Source organism: Bacillus cereus group sp. BceL291 (assembly GCF_051776705.1).
Taxonomy (GTDB): Bacteria; Bacillota; Bacilli; order Bacillales; family Bacillaceae_G; genus Bacillus_A; species Bacillus_A cereus.
On sequence record NZ_JBPWAP010000001.1, the window covers coordinates 258,371 to 276,786 of the forward strand.

Genomic DNA, 18,416 nt, shown 5'->3' on the forward strand with positions numbered 1-18,416 from the left:
TGTTTTCCTATTTTGATATAGGTTCCCCTGCAATAGAATGAACTTTTACTTTCTCCGATTTCACAAACCATAGACCGACAAAAATGATAATTCCACCGATGATTTGTTGAAACGATACATATTCATTTGCCCAGACAGCTGCAAATAAAACAGCTACAAGCGGCGTTATATACATATATACCATCGTATGTGACGCCCCAATTTTTTGAACACCAACATACCACATTACTAGACCAAATACTGTTACAAAGAAAATAGAATATAGTAAAGCAAATAGTGTCATTCCGTGAGTAATGTGAAATGGCATGACAAACACATGTGGACCACTTAACAATAATAGCGGAATCGCACCCACTAATGCAGACCATGCTGTAACACGTAATGCTGAATATTTTTTAATTAATGGTCCTGCTAAAACAGGATAAAGCCCCCAGCATATTGATGTAATAAGTCCAATTCCATTTCCATAAAAAGAACTAGTAAGCGAATGTCCTGCTACTAAAACTAATGCTGCACCAACAAAGGCAGTCATAGAACCGATTAACTTTCGAGAAGAAAACTTTTCTTGTTTCAAGAAAATCGCAAATGCAGTTGTAAAAATAGGTGAAATAGAAATGAGTAAAGAGGCATTTGTAGCAGATGTATATTTGACAGTTTCCATAAATAACGTTTGATACAGTACAATACCTACAATGCTAACGATAATTAATCTAGGTATATCCTTTCGCTCCATATAAACCGACTTTTCAATAAAAAAGGTAAGGAGTAACAGAAGCGGTGCCGCCGCCATCATGCGAAGTGCAGTAAACTCAATTGCTGTAAATTCTAAAAGTCCATACTTCGCAATTGTATAGTTAATCCCCCAAATAATAACAACACTTAAAATTAACAACTCAATTCCCCATCTTCTCATGCGTATCCCCTCCGCAAAGAAGATTATACAGAAAATTCAATCACATGTACATTTCATTATGTGAAAAAATCTTTTTACTTTTGAAACGTTTTGGTAAATGAAATTATATCGGCGATTTTCTGAATATATCGGCGCAACTCCATTTATATCGGCGATTTCCCAAATATATCAGCGCAACTCCATTTATATCAGCGATTTTTTCAATATATCGACTTATCAACAAAAATCGACAATAATAGCGACTTATAAAATAAAAAAGGTGATTCCAAAATACATTTTGGAATCACCTTTCCTTTACTATATTCGAACGTGTAACTTCATATTTGGATTATAAAACTGGCTTGGGCTCTTCAACTGAAAAGTTCCTCCACCTTCATGCCAATCAACCGTTAACTTATCGTCCATAAATACAAGCTTTGTACGATCAGCGATAAAGTTCATTGTGCTTGATTCAATATCCACATCGCGCTCATCTTTCTCTGCTACAGCTACTAAATCGATGATTCCGCTCATGACACAACCGCAACCCTCATTATCGTAAAATAACTTTATATATTTCGCTTCACTTGGAATCGTATCCACAATCTTTTTATATGCTGCTTCTGTTACAGTAACGTACATATGTTAATCTTCATCCTCTCTTCTCTTATCATTCATATATTGTATCATCATTTTTCTTAAAAGTTATATACAGAAAATTAAGACTAATATACAATGTATGTGATAAAGTTTCAGTAATCGAGCTTTTATGAGTAGTTCATGCAGGAGAAAGGATGTTTACTATCTTTGTTCAAACTACAACGATATCCTATGTTATTAGGTCTATTTAGTAGTTTCTTCATTTCTAGCGGAATGCTATTACAGCATGTACTTCCCTATTCTCCTTCTATTAGCTGGATCCTAGGTTTTATTTGTTTCCTATCCGCTTCTTATTTTGCTACGAAGAATACAAACAACTCATAAAGCAAGAATCATCTTAAGGAGGATTATCAAACATGCCAGCCTTAAAAAAAATAGAGCAATCACTCGATCACTTATTCCAAATTGAAAAATACGGAAAAGATAGTGCCTTTAGTCGATTTATCCCAGGCGTATATGATCCTATCAAATTTCCTTGGCAACAATTTTTCGAAGCAAATTTTGTAGATTTATTTAACGGCCTTATGATGCACGGATCTGAAAATGTAAACAAAGTATTTTTAGCTGTATTCCCTACAGATGACGTTCTTGAAACATTCATTTCACAATCCACACCTGGTGATTTACTCTTTATGCACCATCCCCTTGTAATGGAGTGTGGTGATCCGCTTGGAAGATCAGGTCGCGGTTTCATACCAATTCCTGAAAAATATTTGCAAGGAATAAAAGAAAAACAACTTTCTATATATACATGTCACGTACCAATGGATTTTCATCAAACGCATGGAACGAGTATTTCAATTGCAAAAGCATTAAATGCTACTGTAGTGGACGACTTTGCATATGGAGGTCCAGAACAAGAACCAGTTGGCCTTATTTGTGAAATAGATGAAACATCAACAGAAGCACTCCAAAAACATCTAAAACAACTCTTTCAGATTCCTTACACAGACTTCGAAGGTAAACGACATGATTCCATCAAAAAAATCGCAATTATCGCTGGATGTGGCGATGTTGTATCTTTAATGAAGGAAGCAGAAGAAAAAGGTGCTGAAGCATATATTACAGGAGAAATCCATTGCCATATCGACAATGATTACGGCCGACATAAATACTCGCTCATTATGGATTATGTAAAAGAAACGAATATGTCTCTAATTGGTGTGTCACACTCTGCCTCTGAATATTTAGTGAAAGAGACATTGATGTATGATTGGTTTAAAGAAAATTTTGATGTGGATGTTATTTTGCTTCCGCAGGAGAAATGGTGGCTCTAACGCTATCATTTTTTAAATTTATATACACAATACAATCGACCACAGAAAAATAGAGAAATGTGAAAGCACCACCTGTACCAACGTAAATGCTTTCGTTGTGCCGGAAAACGAACCTACTGGTAGCACCGAGTTTACTGGTGCTACCAGTATTACAGCATGAATATATATTCTATTTTTCTAATCACTGACATATAGCGATTCATTTCATAAAAAAAGACCCGAGATTCGGGTCAACAAATAGAAATATAAATGAACTACAACAAATAACAGACAAAGCCATTATATATTTTCCATAGTAAAACATCCATTATTTTCTTTTTACACTATCAATATATTATTTTTCGTTATCGTCCTCTTTTTTAGAACGTCTACCTAAGAAGAACACAAAAGCATTACTTCCAAATAAGTGATGTTTTTTCTATTTAATGCAGTGGTAACATAACCTCAACCGTTGTTCCAACCCCAACTTCACTTTCAAAACTCATTTTACCATTGTGGTCTTTAATAATTTTTTCTGTAACTACTAAACCTAGACCAGTTCCTGTTTCTTTCGTTGTATAAAAGGCTTCATTTAACTTTGGAATTTTATCTTTTGGAATACCACATCCCTCATCTTTCACTTGAACGATGATTCCATCTTTTACAGTAACTTTAATCGTAATTGTTCCCCCAACTGACATTGCTTCAATTGCATTTTTGATTAAATTAAAAAAGACCTGTTTTAATCGTTTTTCATCACATGTAATGGACGGTAAGTCTTTACTGTAAATACCTTGTATGTGGACTCCTTGTTTTAAAGCAGGCTTTTCCATAACTCGAATAACATAAGAGATAATTTCTTGTATGTTATGAGTTTCTGATTCTAGTGATTTAGATTTCTCAAATCCACTAAGTTCTGTAGCAATTATATGAATCCGATCTACTTCTTGTTTCATAATATCACTATAAATTTTATCCTCTGGATGCTTGTCGGCTTGTTTATTCACAAGTTTTTTTAAGTTTGCTAAAGGTCTTCTAATCTTATAACCAATAACCGTTGCCATTTTTCCAACAGCTGCTAGTTTTTCTGTCTGTTTTATTTCTTTGTCCATCATCTCAAGCGTACGAACGTAAGACTGAACCCTCAAAAATATAATCCAACATATAATAGTAAATACACTATATAATGCCATTGGGATTAAAACGAGAGAAGATTGAATAATGATTCCTGTAAGAGCGTACTTCCCGACAAGTATCGCTGGAACTAACCAGAAATATCTTTTGTTCACAAAGATTGGTGCGAACAAAATAAAAAATACTTCTACTATATTTCCACCGTCAAATTCCGCATCGCTACCATAATAAATCATAATGTTATGGATACAATCTAATACATTATAGCCAATTAGAATAATATACTTTACCACAAAAACATTCTTCCATTTCATAAAGTATATTCCACTGCAAAACAATACTACCGTCAAAAAGTAAAGCCATAAACCTAAACCATCTTCAAACTTTCCTACGCCTTCTTGCTCTCCCGCGATTAAAGGTACGATAAATTCATAGGCAAGATCATACACAAAAAATATAATAAAAAATAAACTTAAAAATACTTTCAATGCCTTTATTTCTTCATTTTTAAATATATAGCCTTTATTCATATGGTAACTCCTAGCTTTTCTTCCACTTGGATTTCAGTATTTCCACACTTCCTTGGGAGAATGATGTCTATTCTCGTTCCAGTATCTCTTTCACTTGAAATATGCAGCTCACCAAGGTGCTCGGCGACAATTCGATTCGCTACCGTAAGTCCCAGACCAATTTTATCTTGTTTCGTTGTATAAAAGGCTTCTGTAACACGGGTTAAGTTTTCTTGCTTAATACCATGACCATTATCGATTACGCTGATTATTACATATTCTTTCCCTTTATTCTCTAATTGCAAATGTAATATGCCACCTTGTTCCATTGCCTCTAAAGCATTTTTTATCGTATATAAAAAGACTCCTCTTATTTTTCGTTCATCACATTCAACTTCTATTGTTTTTTCTTCCACATTAGAAATAAACTGCACGTTTAATTCATTCATTTTTCCGCGAAGACTTGTTATTACTTGTAATACAATTTTTCCTACATCATGTTTCTTATAAATAGAAGGTTTGCATGTAGCAACTTCCATCAACTCACTTATCATATTATTCATATTTTCTATTTCAAAAATCATACGTTTATAAATAGGATCCTCTTCATGCTTCTCTCGTTGTAATTGTGTAAATCCTTTTAATGAAGCCAGTGGATTTTTAATTTCATGTCCAACAGTCGCTGCCATTTTTCCGATTACTGCTAATTTTTGTGATTCACTAGCAATCGCAATACTTTCCTTTACGGCTGAAAGATATTGTAAAAATCGATTTAAAATGATATATACAACTATTAACATAAGTGTACACATAATAAGGAACATAAATGCTTTTATTTCCTCTAATACAAATAAATAAATTAAATATTTTCCTACAATAGAGGAAAGCAAAAACACATAAAATTTTTTATTTAAAAATATGGGTACAAAGAAAATGAGAATAATTTCCATTATATTTGTCGCATCAAACGCCGCCTTATTATAAAAAATATACGAAACTATATTAGCGATTTCTATCCCTATGTATGCAAATATCCATGCATATTTAACAAGGTTTGCCTTCTCTTTTTTCAGTAAATATATATTCACGCATAGTATTGCTACTCCGCAAATAACTTGCCATATTATGTTGTATCCCTTATCCATTATTGATTTATCTTCTAATACGATTGCATAGAAAATTTGATATACAATAACAATGACATATAACACCCATAAAAGGAGTTTTGCATTCCTTTCTTCTTCTTTATATGATAGAAAACTTTCTTTCACTTCAACACCCCTTCAAAATAACATCTCAAAGAATACCATTTATTATAATAAATGATTTTCATAGACAAACAAAGATAAATCGAACATTTGAGGAAAATCGTACCAAAAACGCAATATATTTAGACTATATACAGAGCATAAAATCTATGATCATTAATACGTATATTATGGAGGATGTTTTATATAGACGGCCTAAAAAGTAAAACAAAGCTTTTAGAATGGAGCCTATTGATAGAACAGGGGGAGTTTTATGTTTGTTACTGTCGAGAAAGATGTGCATATTTTTGTGCAAGACGTTAATCCTGGTCCAGGTAGTAAGACTGTTTTCTTCGTTCACGGATGGCCTTTAAATCATCAAATGTATCAATATCAACTCAATGTTTTACCAGAGCATGGCTTTCGTTGTATCGCCATGGATATACGAGGGAATGGGCAATCTGATAAGCCATGGACTGGTTACACGTATGATCGATTAGCCGATGATATCGCAATTGTTCTAGAAGCACTCCAAGTAGAGAACGCTACATTAGTCGGTTTCTCAGTTGGTGGTGCTCTTTCTATTCGCTATATGTCTCGCTATCATGGGCGCCGCATTTCTAAGCTCGCATTAATTGACGCTGTCTCCCCCTCTTTCGTTAAAAATCAAGAGTCCCCTTACGGTGTACCGAAAGAAAAAGCAGATGCTCTCATTAATCAAATGTATGCTAATTTACCAAAATTTTTAAATGACGTATCTTTATCCTTTTTCAATAGAAACTTAGGGGCTGCAACCCTTGAATGGTTTTCTTATCTCGGTATGCAGTCCGCTTCTTATGCCCTTATCAAAATTTTACAAGCAGCTGCAAATGAAGATGTAACGAAAGATTTAAATAAAATTAACGTCCCAACAAAAATCTTCCACGGCGTTCACGACCAACTAATTCCTTACAAAAGTGCTGAGCTTACGCAACAACGAATTAAAAATTCTCAGTTACATGCTCTTACAAATAGTGGTCATGGTTCACCAATCGATCAAGCGGATGAATTAAATAAAGAACTGATAAAATTTTTACATGCATAACAACTGCAATACAAGAACGAAAGTTAATATAATAGATTTTTTCACAAAACATAAAATTCACATATTTCTCACAAATACACAAATAAAACGATTACATTTCATATATACTAAATGTACAGGTAATACTCCCTAAACCCAGCTTGTCTGGTTACCCCGTTAAATACTATGAAAAAAGAACTTGTATCGTTATACAAGTTCTTTTTGTTTCTTTTATTTAAAGAGGATATCTGTACTATATTGATTTCCAACGAGTAAATCATATTGGAGCATTTTATATTGCTCTAACATTTCTTTTTGTTTCTTTGTTAAATCATTGATTACTTCTCCATTTTTATCAACTTTTAATTCATCTCTAAGCACTGGTATTTCCTTGTAAAGTTCCGATAAAAATTGATAAAATAAGGATTTATTTAATCCTGCATAATCAAAAATAAGATTAGAAAAATGAATTGGGCTTACTAAACCTAAATTATCATTTGGCATATCAAAGTTTGCATACATTAATAGCGGCGTTTGCGCCATCGCTAAACGTTCACTCGGTGTTTTTTCATTCGTTATATACCCGTTTTCTTTATAAAAAGATTTATTTGTTCCTAGTGATGGAAGATGATCTCCAAAGAATACTAATAATGTAGGTCTATCTAAATTATCTAGTTGCTCTATTAAATATTGAAGTGCCTCATCTGAACGTCTTAACCCTTCTGTATACGTCTCTAATTCTCCCTTTGATTCTTCATTTTCTAGCCCGCTAATTTCTATTAGGTTTTCACCAAATCGGCCCTCTGTAAATGGAAAATGATTTTGCATCGTAACTGCATGAATAAATGTAGGCTGTTTTTGTTCCTCTAACTCAGCAATTATCTCTTTACTCATCGCTAAATCACTAATATAATCTCCATCAATATCCACATTTTTCATCGTGTCCTCTGCATTAAACTTATCAAATCCTAACACCTTATATACATCATCACGTTTAAAGAATGTGCGACCAAATGAATGAATTGCACTTGTGTAATACCCTTCTTTTTTCAACGCCGTAGGGATTGATGGAATTTCTTTCTTATTTGTAATAACCTGCTGATATGGTATAGAACCTGGCTTTAACAAACTCATTGAATAACTTGTTAATGCCTCAAATTCAACGTTCGCCGTATTTCCCCCAAATGTAGGAGAAATAGTTTGTCCCCCAGGAAAGTTTTCTATATAATGATGTAAATTTGGTACAGGATCTTCACTAAAAGAAAGGTTGGTTACTTTCGTCGGATCCCAAAACGATTCACTCATTACAAAAATAATATTCGGTTTCTCTTTTTTCTTTTGACTCCCTATATTTCCACTATATTGTTTTTTTATATCGTTTGCTATTTGAAGCATATTTTCTTTAGAATAATTTTTTGGTTTTTCCATAACTGTTGTATCTAAATTGCTAATAAACCCAAGTATAAAACCATTTGAAGCGTAGTTCTCATTTTGATTCCACAAAACAAAATCTACACCTGATTTTTGAAATACTTTATTCATAAATGTATTCGCAAAATTGCCATACGCATATAGAACAAAAATAGATCCTACTACTAATAAGGCTCTTATTCCTAGATGAATCTTTACATTTTGAATATACCTTCTCATATATATCCCTGCTACAATACAAGCTACGATACTTAAGATAATGACAAAAATATAACTCCAACTAAAATAGTCCATCACCATCGGTATAACAGATTGCATATGAGTAATTTGTGTGAAATCAGAAGGATATAACGGATCACCTCTAAAAATAAGCTTCAAATAATTCACAATACATAAAATGACTAACGTACAGCTCGTTAAAACCATACTTAGAAAAACCTTACCTATTAAATTATATACAAGAATATATATCGCATAAATTACTACAAAACTTAATATAAACTGCATATTATAAAAGTAAATCCAATTCATTGCCTCTATGAAACTCATATTAACTTGCATGACAATATAAAATAACGCTACTGTATGAGCTAATAAAAGTAATATAAAATGCACTCGCAGGGATGCTCTAAGTATAGACATCTCTTTTTTAATGAAATGCGTAATATAAAACGTTATGCCCCATATGAACATCATCATAACACTTAAAACAAGCTTTTGATTTAAATGATCTTTCATCATGTCTAAATTAAAAACCTTTAAAATCATAAACAGCATAGTTATTACTAATAAAGTCACCATACTACTTATAATGCTAGAAATTAATATATTTCTTTTTGGAAGATGAAAAAGTGTAGAACCATACTTCAATTCATTCCCTCGTTTCTATGTCTTAATTTCCCCGCATCGAAAGAACTATTTCTATTAAAATAACATATATTACATATTTCGTCAGCATACTTGCTTCTACCATAAATGTATTGTCTTAATATTCCCTTAATCAACAGTTAAATTGTGGTATACAAATTACTCATTCTTGAAAAACTTAATTTCAGCATTCCACTTTATGATATAATAACTATGTTTTGGAAATCCTTAATACTATTAAAGATTTCACATAAAATTACGAAAGAATTAATAAAAAAGGAGTTGCTCATTTTTGCTTACTAAGTTTAAGAGTTTGCCTAAAGCGGTATATGCAATTTTGGCGCTTTCTTTCCTGTTGCACGTTTTTTGTTTAGTAAAACAGCCAGGATTAGATGGAGAGTTAGTCAAAGTAACATATGGTGCAAATGATGCCTTTAACTATTCGTTAACAGCTGAACAACTATTAAAACATGGTGTATTTGGTTATGTGTATTTAGAACCTAGTGAAGTTCCAGGGAAAAATGCATATATTACACCAGGTCAGCCATTACTATTAGCTGGCGCTATGATTATTTCTGATATTACATCAATTCCTTACTATTACGTAGCAACTGTTATTAACATGATCATGAACCTTTGCACAGTGCTATTAGTATTCTTAATAGGAAAAGAATTGTTCGAAAAAAACATTTATGGAATTGTTGCAAGTATTTTATATGCTATTTATCCAAGTAACTATACATACTTCCGTACATTGCTAACAGAAGTTCCATCCATATTCTTATTGGCGTTATGTGTATATGTATTTGTTCTCGCATGGAAATACAATAAAGTGAAATTCCATATATGGTTTGGAATTGTCGTTTCAATTTTACTTATGTTCCGTCCAAATCCAGCTCCAATGATGCTCATTCCTGTTCTTGTTGTGTTATTTACATATGGATTTAAAGAATCCATTCGAATCGGATTGTTATGGTTTATCGGACCTTTCTTTATTATTGGCGCATGGGTTGTTCGTAACTACTTAGCACTCAACCAATTTATTTTATTCTCAACCCAAGGTGCAGATCCACTAATTGCCGGTGCAGATCCATTTAATAAAATTGGATATGAAAATATAGTAAATGAAATGAGAGCTAAAGGCTTAGATGACAAAGGTGCATACGCAAAAGAATTAATTAAGAACGGATTTAAGACGGACTTCACTTATTGGTTCTCTTGGTTCACTGTCGGTAAAACAATTGAATTATTCAAAACAGCTCCTGCTGTAGACCAATATCGTATTCACAACTTTATGCAACTATGTCATAGAGTGTTTATCATCGGTACATTCTTGAGCAGCTTCTGCTTCATGCTAAATTCATTTAAACATAAACGCGTTATGATGCTAGTAGCAAGTTCAATTATTTACATTATCTTCTCAAACTTATTCTTAGCAATTAATCGCTATGGATTTTTCATTAATCCTCTTATGTGCTTAATTCTTGCATACGGATTAATTCACATTGTGCAGAAGCTTCCATTCTTCCGCACTAATCAAGCATAATAAGAAAGAGGTCGTCCACCGTTGGACGACCTCTTTCTTATTCCCCCACACTTTACACACGGCCAATTTGTCCATTCTGTAATCACACTTTAATTCCGTATGTATGTGTGTCTGTATTTGTCAAAATATCTTTCACAACACCACTCACTGTTTTACGTATAAATGCAAGTTTTTTACAACTATTACTATAACGAAAAGAGAAAATGATTAGTATGTGTATTATATAAAAGGAACCAGCCATATTTTCCATACGATACATACGAGCACTATAACTACAAAATCAAAAAAATCTAATCTCGGTCCTTTTTTCATATTCATATGTAGCCACATATGAAACCATTTTATTTTTGTATATTTATGGATGTTTTTCTTTGCAAATCGGTAAATAAGCATTTGCATAATAAAAAATCCGGCCACAAAAATAAATAATAAGATGAGAAATCCAATCACAAAATTCCTCCTATTTTTGTAGCATTTTTTCTACTATCCGATTTTTCAAAACCCACTCTTCAAACTGGGCACTTCCAAATTCCCAGCTAAGATCGCGAGCGTGTACAGAAAAAACGTAATAACCGGCATATCCGTCCATAAACCTACCTAACTCTACATCACCTTTCTGAATACCGTATACTCCAAAATTAAAATACACATCCCATACGTCTTCATTCTTCCTCTTATAAGCAATCGATTCCATATCACATTCTGTCCCGAAATAATCAAGATGTAAATGTACGCTATCATCGTATTCGTACTCCATTTTATCACCCCTTATATTTGTACTTCTTTACCACCCAGAAAATTCCTGCTATCTACACTCACATATGGGCACTTACCTACATATCATGCTTGTAGAGTGACTTCTAGGAGGTGTTATATAGTGAAAAAATTAATCGCGATTTTTTGCATCATGTTACTAGCTGTTTTTACTTTTGCTGCTTGTAGTAGTAAAAAAGAAAGTACGAAAGAACAAACTCAAAACATTCGCGTTGGTGAAGTTACCCATTCTCTCTTCTATGCCCCATTATATGTCGGGATTGAAAAAGGATTTTTTAAAGATGAAGGACTAAATATTGACCTACAAACAACAGCTGGTGGCGATAAAACGATGACCGCCCTATTATCTGGCGGAATTGATATTGCTCTCGTCGGTTCTGAAACGTCTATTTACGTTCATCAACAAGGAGCGAAAGACCCTGTCATTAACTTTGCACAACTTACACAAACAGATGGGACATTTTTAGTTTCACGTAAAAAACTAGACTCTTTTAATTGGAATGACGTAAAAGGTGTTACATTTTTAGGACAGCGTAAAGGCGGCATGCCGCAAATGGTTGGGGAATACGTTTTAAAGAAAAATGGCATTGATCCTCGGAAAGATACGAACTTAATTCAAAATATCGAATTTGCTAATATTGCAAATGCCTTTGCATCTGGTACAGGAGAGTTTGTGCAGCTCTTTGAACCGACTGCAAGCATATTCGAAAAAGAAGGTAAAGGTTATATCGTCGCTTCATTCGGAAATGAATCTGGTACTGTTCCTTATACAACATTCATGGCAAAAGAAAGTTTCTTAAAGAAAGATAAAGCTGCTGCTGAAAAGTTCACACGTGCGCTCTATAAAGCACAGCAATGGGTTGATACACATAGTCCAGAAGAGATTGCTGATGCTGTTTCTCCGCTATTTAAAGACACTTCAAAAGACATTACAGTAAAAGTAATTGAACGGTATAAAAAACAACATTCTTATGCGACAAATCCACTACTAGATGCGGAAGAATGGAAACAGCTCCAAACGATTATGAAAGATGCTGGTGAATTACAAAAAGAAGTCCCACATGAAGCGCTCGTCAATACAAAAATTGCCGAAAGCGTTATTAAGAAATAGAGGCGAAGTGTATGAGTTTTTTACAAATACGTAACGTTTCTCACTGTTTTTTCGCAAAAGAGAATGCCAAACTTATTCTCGAAGATATGAGCTTACAAGTGGAAGAAGGCGAATTTATTTCTATACTCGGCCCAAGTGGTTGCGGTAAAACAACGCTCCTCTCAATCATTGCTGGACTACTTGATCCAATTGATGGTATCGTCTTTTTAGATGGTGAACCAATTACAACGAAAACTTCATCTATGGGATATATGTTGCAGCAAGATTACTTATTCCCGTGGAAAACAATTGAAGAAAATATTATGCTTGGACTTCATATTCGAAAGATTTATGATGAACAGATGAAAGAACATACTTTAAATCTTTTAAAACAAGTCGGTCTACATGGGGTAGAAGGACAATATCCTCGTGAACTATCCGGCGGTATGCGTCAACGTGCTGCTCTCGTTCGAACGTTAGCAACTGATCCGAAAATTTTATTACTAGATGAACCATTCTCCGCACTCGATTATCAAACGAAATTAAAACTAGAAGAACTCGTTTTCAACTTACTAAATAAATATAAGAAAACATCACTACTTGTTACTCACGATATTGAAGAGGCGATTGCGATGAGTGATCGTATTTATTTACTGCAAGCGAATCCTGGAAAAATCGCAAAAACCTTTATCGTCCCGGAAAGTATCCGTTCTTTATCACCGTTAGAAGCACGCCATCACTACGATTTCCCAGCCCTCTTTCAAGATATATGGAAGGAGCTGGAACGACTTGGATAATATAAAACAACTACATGAACAATTTCGAAAGAAAGAACGCAGGCGTGCTTGGATTGCTCGCTCATTACAGCTTTTACTACTTATTCTTTTCTTTGCACTATGGGAAATAGCTAGCAAAAAAGAATGGATCGATCCTTTACTCTTTAGTTCTCCTTCGAGTATTTGGGATCTCTTCTTAACGAAATGGATCGACGGTTCACTTTGGGTCCACATATGGACGACATTGCTGGAAACAGGAGTAGGCTTCATTCTCGGAACGGTACTCGGTGCTATTATTGCCACATTTCTTTGGTGGATGCCACTTCTAGCCCGCGTACTTGATCCTTACCTCGTCGTCCTAAATGCAATGCCAAAAGTTGCACTCGGTCCAATCATCATCGTTATTTTCGGTCCAAACATTTCATCTTCTATCGCAATGGGAGTAATCATTTCCATCATCATTACCATTCTCGTTATTTACAGTGCATTTCAAGAAGTCGATTCTAACTATATAAAAGTGATGGACACATTTGGCGCAAATAAATGGCAATGTTATAAGCAAGTCGTTCTCCCTGCATCCTTTCCAGCAATTATCTCAACGTTAAAAGTAAATGTTGGTTTATCCTGGGTCGGTGTTATTTTCGGAGAACTTCTCGTTTCCAAACAAGGACTTGGCTACTTAATTAGCTACGGATTCCAAGTCTTTAACTTCACACTCGTCTTACTTAGCGTACTACTCACATGTGTTCTTGCAACTCTTATGTATGTATTTGTTGAGGCATTTGAAAAAATTCTAATTGGAAAAAGAAAAAGAAGCTGACTCAAAACAGTGCGCTATAGTCAGCTTCTTTCTTTTACCTTTTATCACACATTTTCGTTTCATTTGTAATGTTTCCATCCGCAACCGTAACTGTATGGAAACAGTCTTTCACACGTACTGTAACGACATTATCTTTTCGATCTATCACATGATAATCATTAAACTTTTCATTCAAAGCACTACGAATTTGCTCCCCTTCAAAAATCGGAAAACCGTGAGACATTACCCAAATGAGACCAGCAACAGCAAGAATCGTTTTCATACGTTTCATTACCTCCTCGAGAGTAAACTTATAGTCCCTACAACACGCGCATTATAATTGTGTCTAAATTGTGACATTTTTATACTAATTCTATTTTATACCGAAAGTTCCTTCTTCTTTTTAATAAAAATACAGAATTTTCAATTTTATCAACATAAAAAAAACGCAAAGAATTAAAAATTCTTCACGCTTTTCTTTAACGAAACTATATCGAAAGCATACCTCACATTAGTCTCCACTTTGTTGTTCTATCGTTTTTGAAACATCATATAATCCCGACAGCACTTCCGCTCTCATTTTTACAAGCTCAGGGAACTGATAGAAGAAAGCAATTTTTTTATATTTTAACTCTGTTCCTTCTTTCACCTTTTTTGAATCTTGTAAAATGAACGCTGTAAATGTATCTGCGATATCCTCCGTTACATTTGTTATTCCATACAGCGATACAAAATCATCATGCTTTTCTTTATAAAATTCAATTTGTGCCTCTTCACTTTCTTCTACTTTCTTTTCTGTCCACTCTTGCTCAATTGGTTTCCAAAATTCATTATAAAATTGGTTAATATACGAAGTTTTTCTCGCACATCCATTTTTCAAGAACACCGTTTTACATTTATTTCGATATGATGAAATGTCTTTCTCTTCATCAAACGCCTCTAAATATTTCCTATCCACTGGTACTTGTTTATGCCCAATCGTTAATACGTGAGCCGTTTCATGAATTAATGTTTTCATCACTTCATCTATATTCACCCCAGAATCGAGCACGTCTAAACTAAGCAACCAATCTCTCGGGTCATCCATACTTGGCATGACATGGGCAACAACGCCGTCATAACCATCCGTTATTAAATCCAACCCTGTTATATTCTCACGATATTTCACTGGAATGAGAGTGCGGTACATGTCCCATAACGTTTCATGATACTCTCTATCTTGCCGCTGGCTTAACAAATCATCTTTTGCTACTTTGTCATCTGCAAAAACTTTATTCAATCTCTTACGATCCAATTTCTCAAAATAAGGATCTACAATTTCATCATCATCGATATAATAAGAAGCTAAAAAGAAGTAATTGTCATCCTCTTCTTTTTTCTGTTCCGCCTCTTTCATATTCATACTTTCATACTCTTCTATGTCATAATCCTCTACTTTTTCAAGTTCTGAAAGTCCCTCTATCTTTTTATATACTTTTTGTAATGTTTTATCTCCTATTTGCGTGCACTCTTCTTCTGTTTTACAAATTTCTTTTTCTTTCGTAACCTCGATAGCACTCTCGCATCCTGCAACTAAACTGCTTGCTATAATACAACACACTAACTTGCCATACAGTTTCTTCATACAATCCCCCATTATTCCATTCTACAAAATATCATAATCATTTTTTTACGAATATGCGATAATTAATTATAAAAACTGCAAGGAGGCTTCCCATGATTCGTGCAATCTTATTCGACTTAGATGGAACACTATTAGATCGGCGCCAATCTTTAGAACAATTTATTTGTGAGCAATATAATCGCTTCGCCTCACATTTGAAGAGCATAGAGAAATCAAAGTATTGTTCTCGATTTCTTGAACTCGATAATAATGGCTATACGTGGAAGGATAAAGTATATGCTACTCTCCTTTCCGAATACAACATTACTACTTTAACGCAAGAACAACTACTACACGACTATATTACAAACTTCCAACATCATTGTATTCCTTTCAAAAACACGCATGAACTACTTCAACAGTTAAAACAGCGAAACATTAAAATTGGTATTATTACAAATGGTTTTACTGAATTTCAGATGAGCAACCTTCGAGCACTACATATACATACGTATACAAACACCATTCTCGTTTCAGAAGCTGAAGGAATTAAAAAACCTCATCCTGAAATTTTCGAACGTGCTTTGCAAAGACTAGATGTGAAGGCAGAAGAATGTCTTTATGTTGGAGATCATCCAGAAAACGATGTGCTTGGTTCTGAACAAGTAGGGATTCTTGGTGTTTGGAAAAAAGATTCGTTTTGGGGGAATTTTAAGCATTCACGTATCGTAGATGATTTGTTGGAGGTGCTTTCGTTTTTAGAGGTGGAGATAAAGTGAAACTTTAATCCGCCCCCACCCGAAAGAAATATATGCAAATAACCAATTCCAAACGACAAAGCAATTATTATAAAAAATAAAGAAAAGTTTAATTTAACCATCGAAACAGTAACAGTCGTTTCTTTTCTTTTATCCATCTTTCCCCTCCTAAAATGTAAATATATCTTTACAAAATTGTATAATATACCCAAAATAATATAAAGATATATTTACATTTATTCTTACATACAAAAAAAAGAAACCGGCTACTTTACTTCGTAAAACAGCCGATTTCTTCTATATGTTTCATCGTACGCGCTAATACGTCATCGCGCATTATAAAGCTAAATTTTCTATTCGTTTTAATGTTGTCAGGAATGTCTTTTAATAAAACAGACCCTTTCGTTTCTTCGTAATGCGTATGTTCTTCTACCGCACTAATTGTTGCAAAATAAATGTTTTTAATGATTATTTTGTCTTTTCCAGATACTTTGTATTGTCCTAAGTAAGTTAAATCAGAAACTATGCCGCCGGTTTCTTCATGAACCTCTCGAACTGCCGCTTCTTCCGGTGTTTCCCCTAGTTCTACTTTACCACCTGGAAATTCAAGACCGCGACGTAAATGATGCGTTAATAACCATTGATCCCCGTACCGGCATACAACCCAAACATGCTTTGGCTCAGGAGAAAATGGATAACGTTCAAACGATAATTGTACAGTGTTGTGGTAATAATCTTTAAATTTGTACATGCCATTACTCCCCTATTGATGGTTACAAGTTTTTCCTACCACAAATTGTAGCATATTCTCGCTTTTCTGCATAATATTATCCAATTACAATCCATTGATTATTCCCATTTGCGCGACTAATTCTTTCGTCTCATGATTTCCTAAATCGTAAATCATTTTATATGCTTTTTGTAGTTGTTCATCATATCGGTCATTATTTGAATCGTGATGATACTCAACAAATGGAACGTGGGAGCGTACAAATGACCCTAAATCTTCTACATATGCTTGATCAAAGTGCTCTCTTAATTCCGTAATTTCCTCATCATTTGCGGAAATCTCAAAATTATACGTATCCGCCGTCTTCACTTGTGAAATTTGACCATTTCCTATTGATATATAATATGTTTTTTTCGTCTCCATGTAACACCCTTCTTTCATCCTTTTATTTTCTATTGTTTTCATCAATTACAAAATTATGTAAAATAAAGAAAAGGAGGGATTTTATGTTCAAAATATTAATTATCGGTATTATCATCGTCCTAATCATCCTCGTACTCTCCATCATGACAATTAATAAAGGCTATGCTTATAAACATTCCGTCGATAAACTAGAAGACAATCCTTATACAAAAAAGAATAAGGAGAATTCCTAATATGCTTCGTATACTTCGCATCATAGTAGCACTCACTGTGATCGTTATGTCGGCAATTGGATTATATACAGGTCAAAATAATTTTTTACCTCTTTCACAATTTCTATTAGGGGCTTTAATGTTTCTCATCGCATTTGAACAAATAAAGAAAAAGGAATTAGCAACTGGATTTATTTGTATTATTGCCGGTGCTTTCATTTGGATAGTTCTCATTATTACCTACATAAAATAGAGGAGGTCTTTTATGCTAAAAGGGGGTCGGATTACTTTATCACTTATTGCCTTATCTATAGCAATCTATGGATTTTTTACTGGTAGTAGAGAAATAATGCCTTATATGTTCATCTTTTTAGGAGGTATGGCCCTCACCATAAGTTTAGAGGAAATATTAAAACGACAAACAGGAGGTAGTCTGCTCGCTCTACTAGCAGGGGCCGCTGCTTTATTTATTGGTTTCACAGAAATATTCTAGTAAATGGTCTAAAGGAGGCTATACAATGCTAACTCTAACTATATTACGGAGTTTTTTAGCATTTCTCATGCTTCTCTTACTCATTCTAAGCACTTATATCCATGTTACCGATAATTTTTCACTTCTCCCATACGTACAATTTATTCTCAGTTG

Annotated in this window: 21 protein-coding genes and 2 pseudogenes; 10 read left to right on the top strand and 13 right to left on the bottom strand. The window is 33.9% G+C overall.

The window, feature by feature from the left end:
- Positions 1-7: 7 nt before the first annotated feature.
- Positions 8-913 (bottom strand): DMT family transporter, encoded by a 906-nt coding sequence (locus ACS2CR_RS01360; protein ID WP_001255414.1) that lies wholly within the window; start codon positions 911-913, stop codon positions 8-10.
- 297 nt (positions 914-1,210) lie between these two features.
- The gene (locus tag ACS2CR_RS01365) at positions 1,211-1,534 is read right to left on the bottom strand and encodes an iron-sulfur cluster biosynthesis family protein (RefSeq protein ID WP_053514597.1); all 324 of its coding nucleotides are present in this window, start codon (positions 1,532-1,534) and stop codon (positions 1,211-1,213) included.
- A 374-nt stretch (positions 1,535-1,908) separates the two neighbouring features.
- Between ACS2CR_RS01365 and ACS2CR_RS01370 the strand changes: the two genes are divergently transcribed.
- A complete protein-coding gene (locus ACS2CR_RS01370) occupies positions 1,909-2,829 on the top strand; it encodes a Nif3-like dinuclear metal center hexameric protein (protein ID WP_053514596.1) in 921 nt (306 codons plus the stop codon).
- Positions 2,830-3,251: 422 nt separating this feature from the next.
- Here the strand turns inward: ACS2CR_RS01370 and ACS2CR_RS01375 are convergent, their stop codons facing one another.
- Together ACS2CR_RS01375 and ACS2CR_RS01380 are read right to left on the bottom strand one after the other, a co-directional pair.
- Entirely contained in the window at positions 3,252-4,472 is a 1,221-nt protein-coding gene (locus ACS2CR_RS01375; protein WP_001032637.1) for an ATP-binding protein, read from the bottom strand.
- Positions 4,469-5,722, bottom strand: a complete 1,254-nt coding sequence (locus ACS2CR_RS01380; RefSeq protein ID WP_053514595.1) for an ATP-binding protein — start codon at positions 5,720-5,722, stop codon at positions 4,469-4,471. Before ACS2CR_RS01380 ends, ACS2CR_RS01375 begins: the two co-directional genes overlap by 4 nt.
- A gap of 250 nt (positions 5,723-5,972) precedes the next feature.
- Between ACS2CR_RS01380 and ACS2CR_RS01385 the strand changes: the two genes are divergently transcribed.
- Positions 5,973-6,782: an alpha/beta fold hydrolase gene (locus ACS2CR_RS01385; protein ID WP_053514594.1), complete on the top strand. Its 810-nt coding sequence runs from the start codon at positions 5,973-5,975 to the stop codon at positions 6,780-6,782.
- A gap of 210 nt (positions 6,783-6,992) precedes the next feature.
- Here the strand turns inward: ACS2CR_RS01385 and ACS2CR_RS01390 are convergent, their stop codons facing one another.
- Positions 6,993-9,062: an LTA synthase family protein gene (locus ACS2CR_RS01390; RefSeq protein ID WP_000873637.1), complete on the bottom strand. Its 2,070-nt coding sequence runs from the start codon at positions 9,060-9,062 to the stop codon at positions 6,993-6,995.
- A gap of 289 nt (positions 9,063-9,351) precedes the next feature.
- On the opposite strand from ACS2CR_RS01390, the gene ACS2CR_RS01395 reads away from it, so the two are divergent.
- Positions 9,352-10,605 carry a glycosyltransferase family 39 protein gene (locus ACS2CR_RS01395; protein ID WP_000956220.1) on the top strand — a complete coding sequence of 418 codons (1,254 nt, stop codon included), beginning with the start codon at positions 9,352-9,354 and terminating at the stop codon, positions 10,603-10,605.
- Positions 10,606-10,687: 82 nt separating this feature from the next.
- On the opposite strand, the pseudogene ACS2CR_RS01400 reads toward ACS2CR_RS01395, so the two are convergent.
- The 3 genes and pseudogenes from ACS2CR_RS01400 to ACS2CR_RS01410 form a co-directional block, all read right to left on the bottom strand.
- Positions 10,688-10,759: pseudogene (locus tag ACS2CR_RS01400) on the bottom strand (DUF2196 domain-containing protein); the annotation flags it as partial.
- 65 nt (positions 10,760-10,824) lie between these two features.
- Positions 10,825-11,055 carry a hypothetical protein gene (locus ACS2CR_RS01405; protein WP_053514593.1) on the bottom strand — a complete coding sequence of 77 codons (231 nt, stop codon included), beginning with the start codon at positions 11,053-11,055 and terminating at the stop codon, positions 10,825-10,827.
- 10 nt (positions 11,056-11,065) lie between these two features.
- Positions 11,066-11,362: a DUF3986 family protein gene (locus ACS2CR_RS01410; RefSeq protein ID WP_016110834.1), complete on the bottom strand. Its 297-nt coding sequence runs from the start codon at positions 11,360-11,362 to the stop codon at positions 11,066-11,068.
- Positions 11,363-11,482: 120 nt separating this feature from the next.
- Between ACS2CR_RS01410 and ACS2CR_RS01415 the strand changes: the two genes are divergently transcribed.
- From ACS2CR_RS01415 to ACS2CR_RS01425, 3 genes are read left to right on the top strand one after another with little or no spacing between them, the layout of a single operon-like run.
- Positions 11,483-12,490 carry an ABC transporter substrate-binding protein gene (locus ACS2CR_RS01415; protein ID WP_000733151.1) on the top strand — a complete coding sequence of 336 codons (1,008 nt, stop codon included), beginning with the start codon at positions 11,483-11,485 and terminating at the stop codon, positions 12,488-12,490.
- An 11-nt stretch (positions 12,491-12,501) separates the two neighbouring features.
- Positions 12,502-13,266, top strand: coding sequence for an ABC transporter ATP-binding protein (locus tag ACS2CR_RS01420; protein ID WP_000009025.1), 765 nt, complete (start codon positions 12,502-12,504; stop codon positions 13,264-13,266).
- Entirely contained in the window at positions 13,259-14,065 is an 807-nt protein-coding gene (locus ACS2CR_RS01425; RefSeq protein ID WP_000368771.1) for an ABC transporter permease, read from the top strand. Before ACS2CR_RS01420 ends, ACS2CR_RS01425 begins: the two co-directional genes overlap by 8 nt.
- A gap of 34 nt (positions 14,066-14,099) precedes the next feature.
- On the opposite strand, the gene ACS2CR_RS01430 is transcribed toward ACS2CR_RS01425, so the two are convergent.
- Entirely contained in the window at positions 14,100-14,327 is a 228-nt protein-coding gene (locus ACS2CR_RS01430) for a hypothetical protein (RefSeq protein WP_000849112.1), read from the bottom strand.
- Positions 14,328-14,555: 228 nt separating this feature from the next.
- Positions 14,556-15,668 carry a hypothetical protein gene (locus ACS2CR_RS01435; protein ID WP_000737830.1) on the bottom strand — a complete coding sequence of 371 codons (1,113 nt, stop codon included), beginning with the start codon at positions 15,666-15,668 and terminating at the stop codon, positions 14,556-14,558.
- A 92-nt stretch (positions 15,669-15,760) separates the two neighbouring features.
- On the opposite strand from ACS2CR_RS01435, the gene ACS2CR_RS01440 reads away from it, so the two are divergent.
- Positions 15,761-16,426 (top strand): HAD family hydrolase, encoded by a 666-nt coding sequence (locus ACS2CR_RS01440; protein WP_000617254.1) that lies wholly within the window; start codon positions 15,761-15,763, stop codon positions 16,424-16,426.
- Positions 16,427-16,440: 14 nt separating this feature from the next.
- On the opposite strand, the pseudogene ACS2CR_RS01445 reads toward ACS2CR_RS01440, so the two are convergent.
- The 3 genes and pseudogenes from ACS2CR_RS01445 to ACS2CR_RS01455 form a co-directional block, all read right to left on the bottom strand.
- Positions 16,441-16,563, bottom strand: a pseudogene (locus ACS2CR_RS01445) (DUF3267 domain-containing protein); the annotation flags it as partial.
- A gap of 113 nt (positions 16,564-16,676) precedes the next feature.
- Positions 16,677-17,156, bottom strand: a complete 480-nt coding sequence (gene mutTA, locus ACS2CR_RS01450) for an antimutator 8-oxo-(dGTP/GTP)ase (RefSeq protein ID WP_000276385.1) — start codon at positions 17,154-17,156, stop codon at positions 16,677-16,679.
- An 84-nt stretch (positions 17,157-17,240) separates the two neighbouring features.
- Positions 17,241-17,558, bottom strand: a complete 318-nt coding sequence (locus ACS2CR_RS01455) for a hypothetical protein (protein WP_000448409.1) — start codon at positions 17,556-17,558, stop codon at positions 17,241-17,243.
- A gap of 83 nt (positions 17,559-17,641) precedes the next feature.
- Here ACS2CR_RS01455 and ytzI point away from each other — a divergent pair, with 83 nt between their 5' ends.
- The 3 genes from ytzI to ACS2CR_RS01470 are packed head-to-tail and all read left to right on the top strand — an operon-like array spanning position 17,642 to position 18,263.
- Entirely contained in the window at positions 17,642-17,791 is a 150-nt protein-coding gene (gene ytzI, locus ACS2CR_RS01460; RefSeq protein WP_000472791.1) for a YtzI protein, read from the top strand.
- A 1-nt stretch (position 17,792) separates the two neighbouring features.
- Positions 17,793-18,023 carry a DUF3953 domain-containing protein gene (locus ACS2CR_RS01465; protein ID WP_000944457.1) on the top strand — a complete coding sequence of 77 codons (231 nt, stop codon included), beginning with the start codon at positions 17,793-17,795 and terminating at the stop codon, positions 18,021-18,023.
- A 12-nt stretch (positions 18,024-18,035) separates the two neighbouring features.
- Positions 18,036-18,263: a DUF3953 domain-containing protein gene (locus ACS2CR_RS01470; protein ID WP_000911652.1), complete on the top strand. Its 228-nt coding sequence runs from the start codon at positions 18,036-18,038 to the stop codon at positions 18,261-18,263.
- Positions 18,264-18,416: the final 153 nt, after the last annotated feature.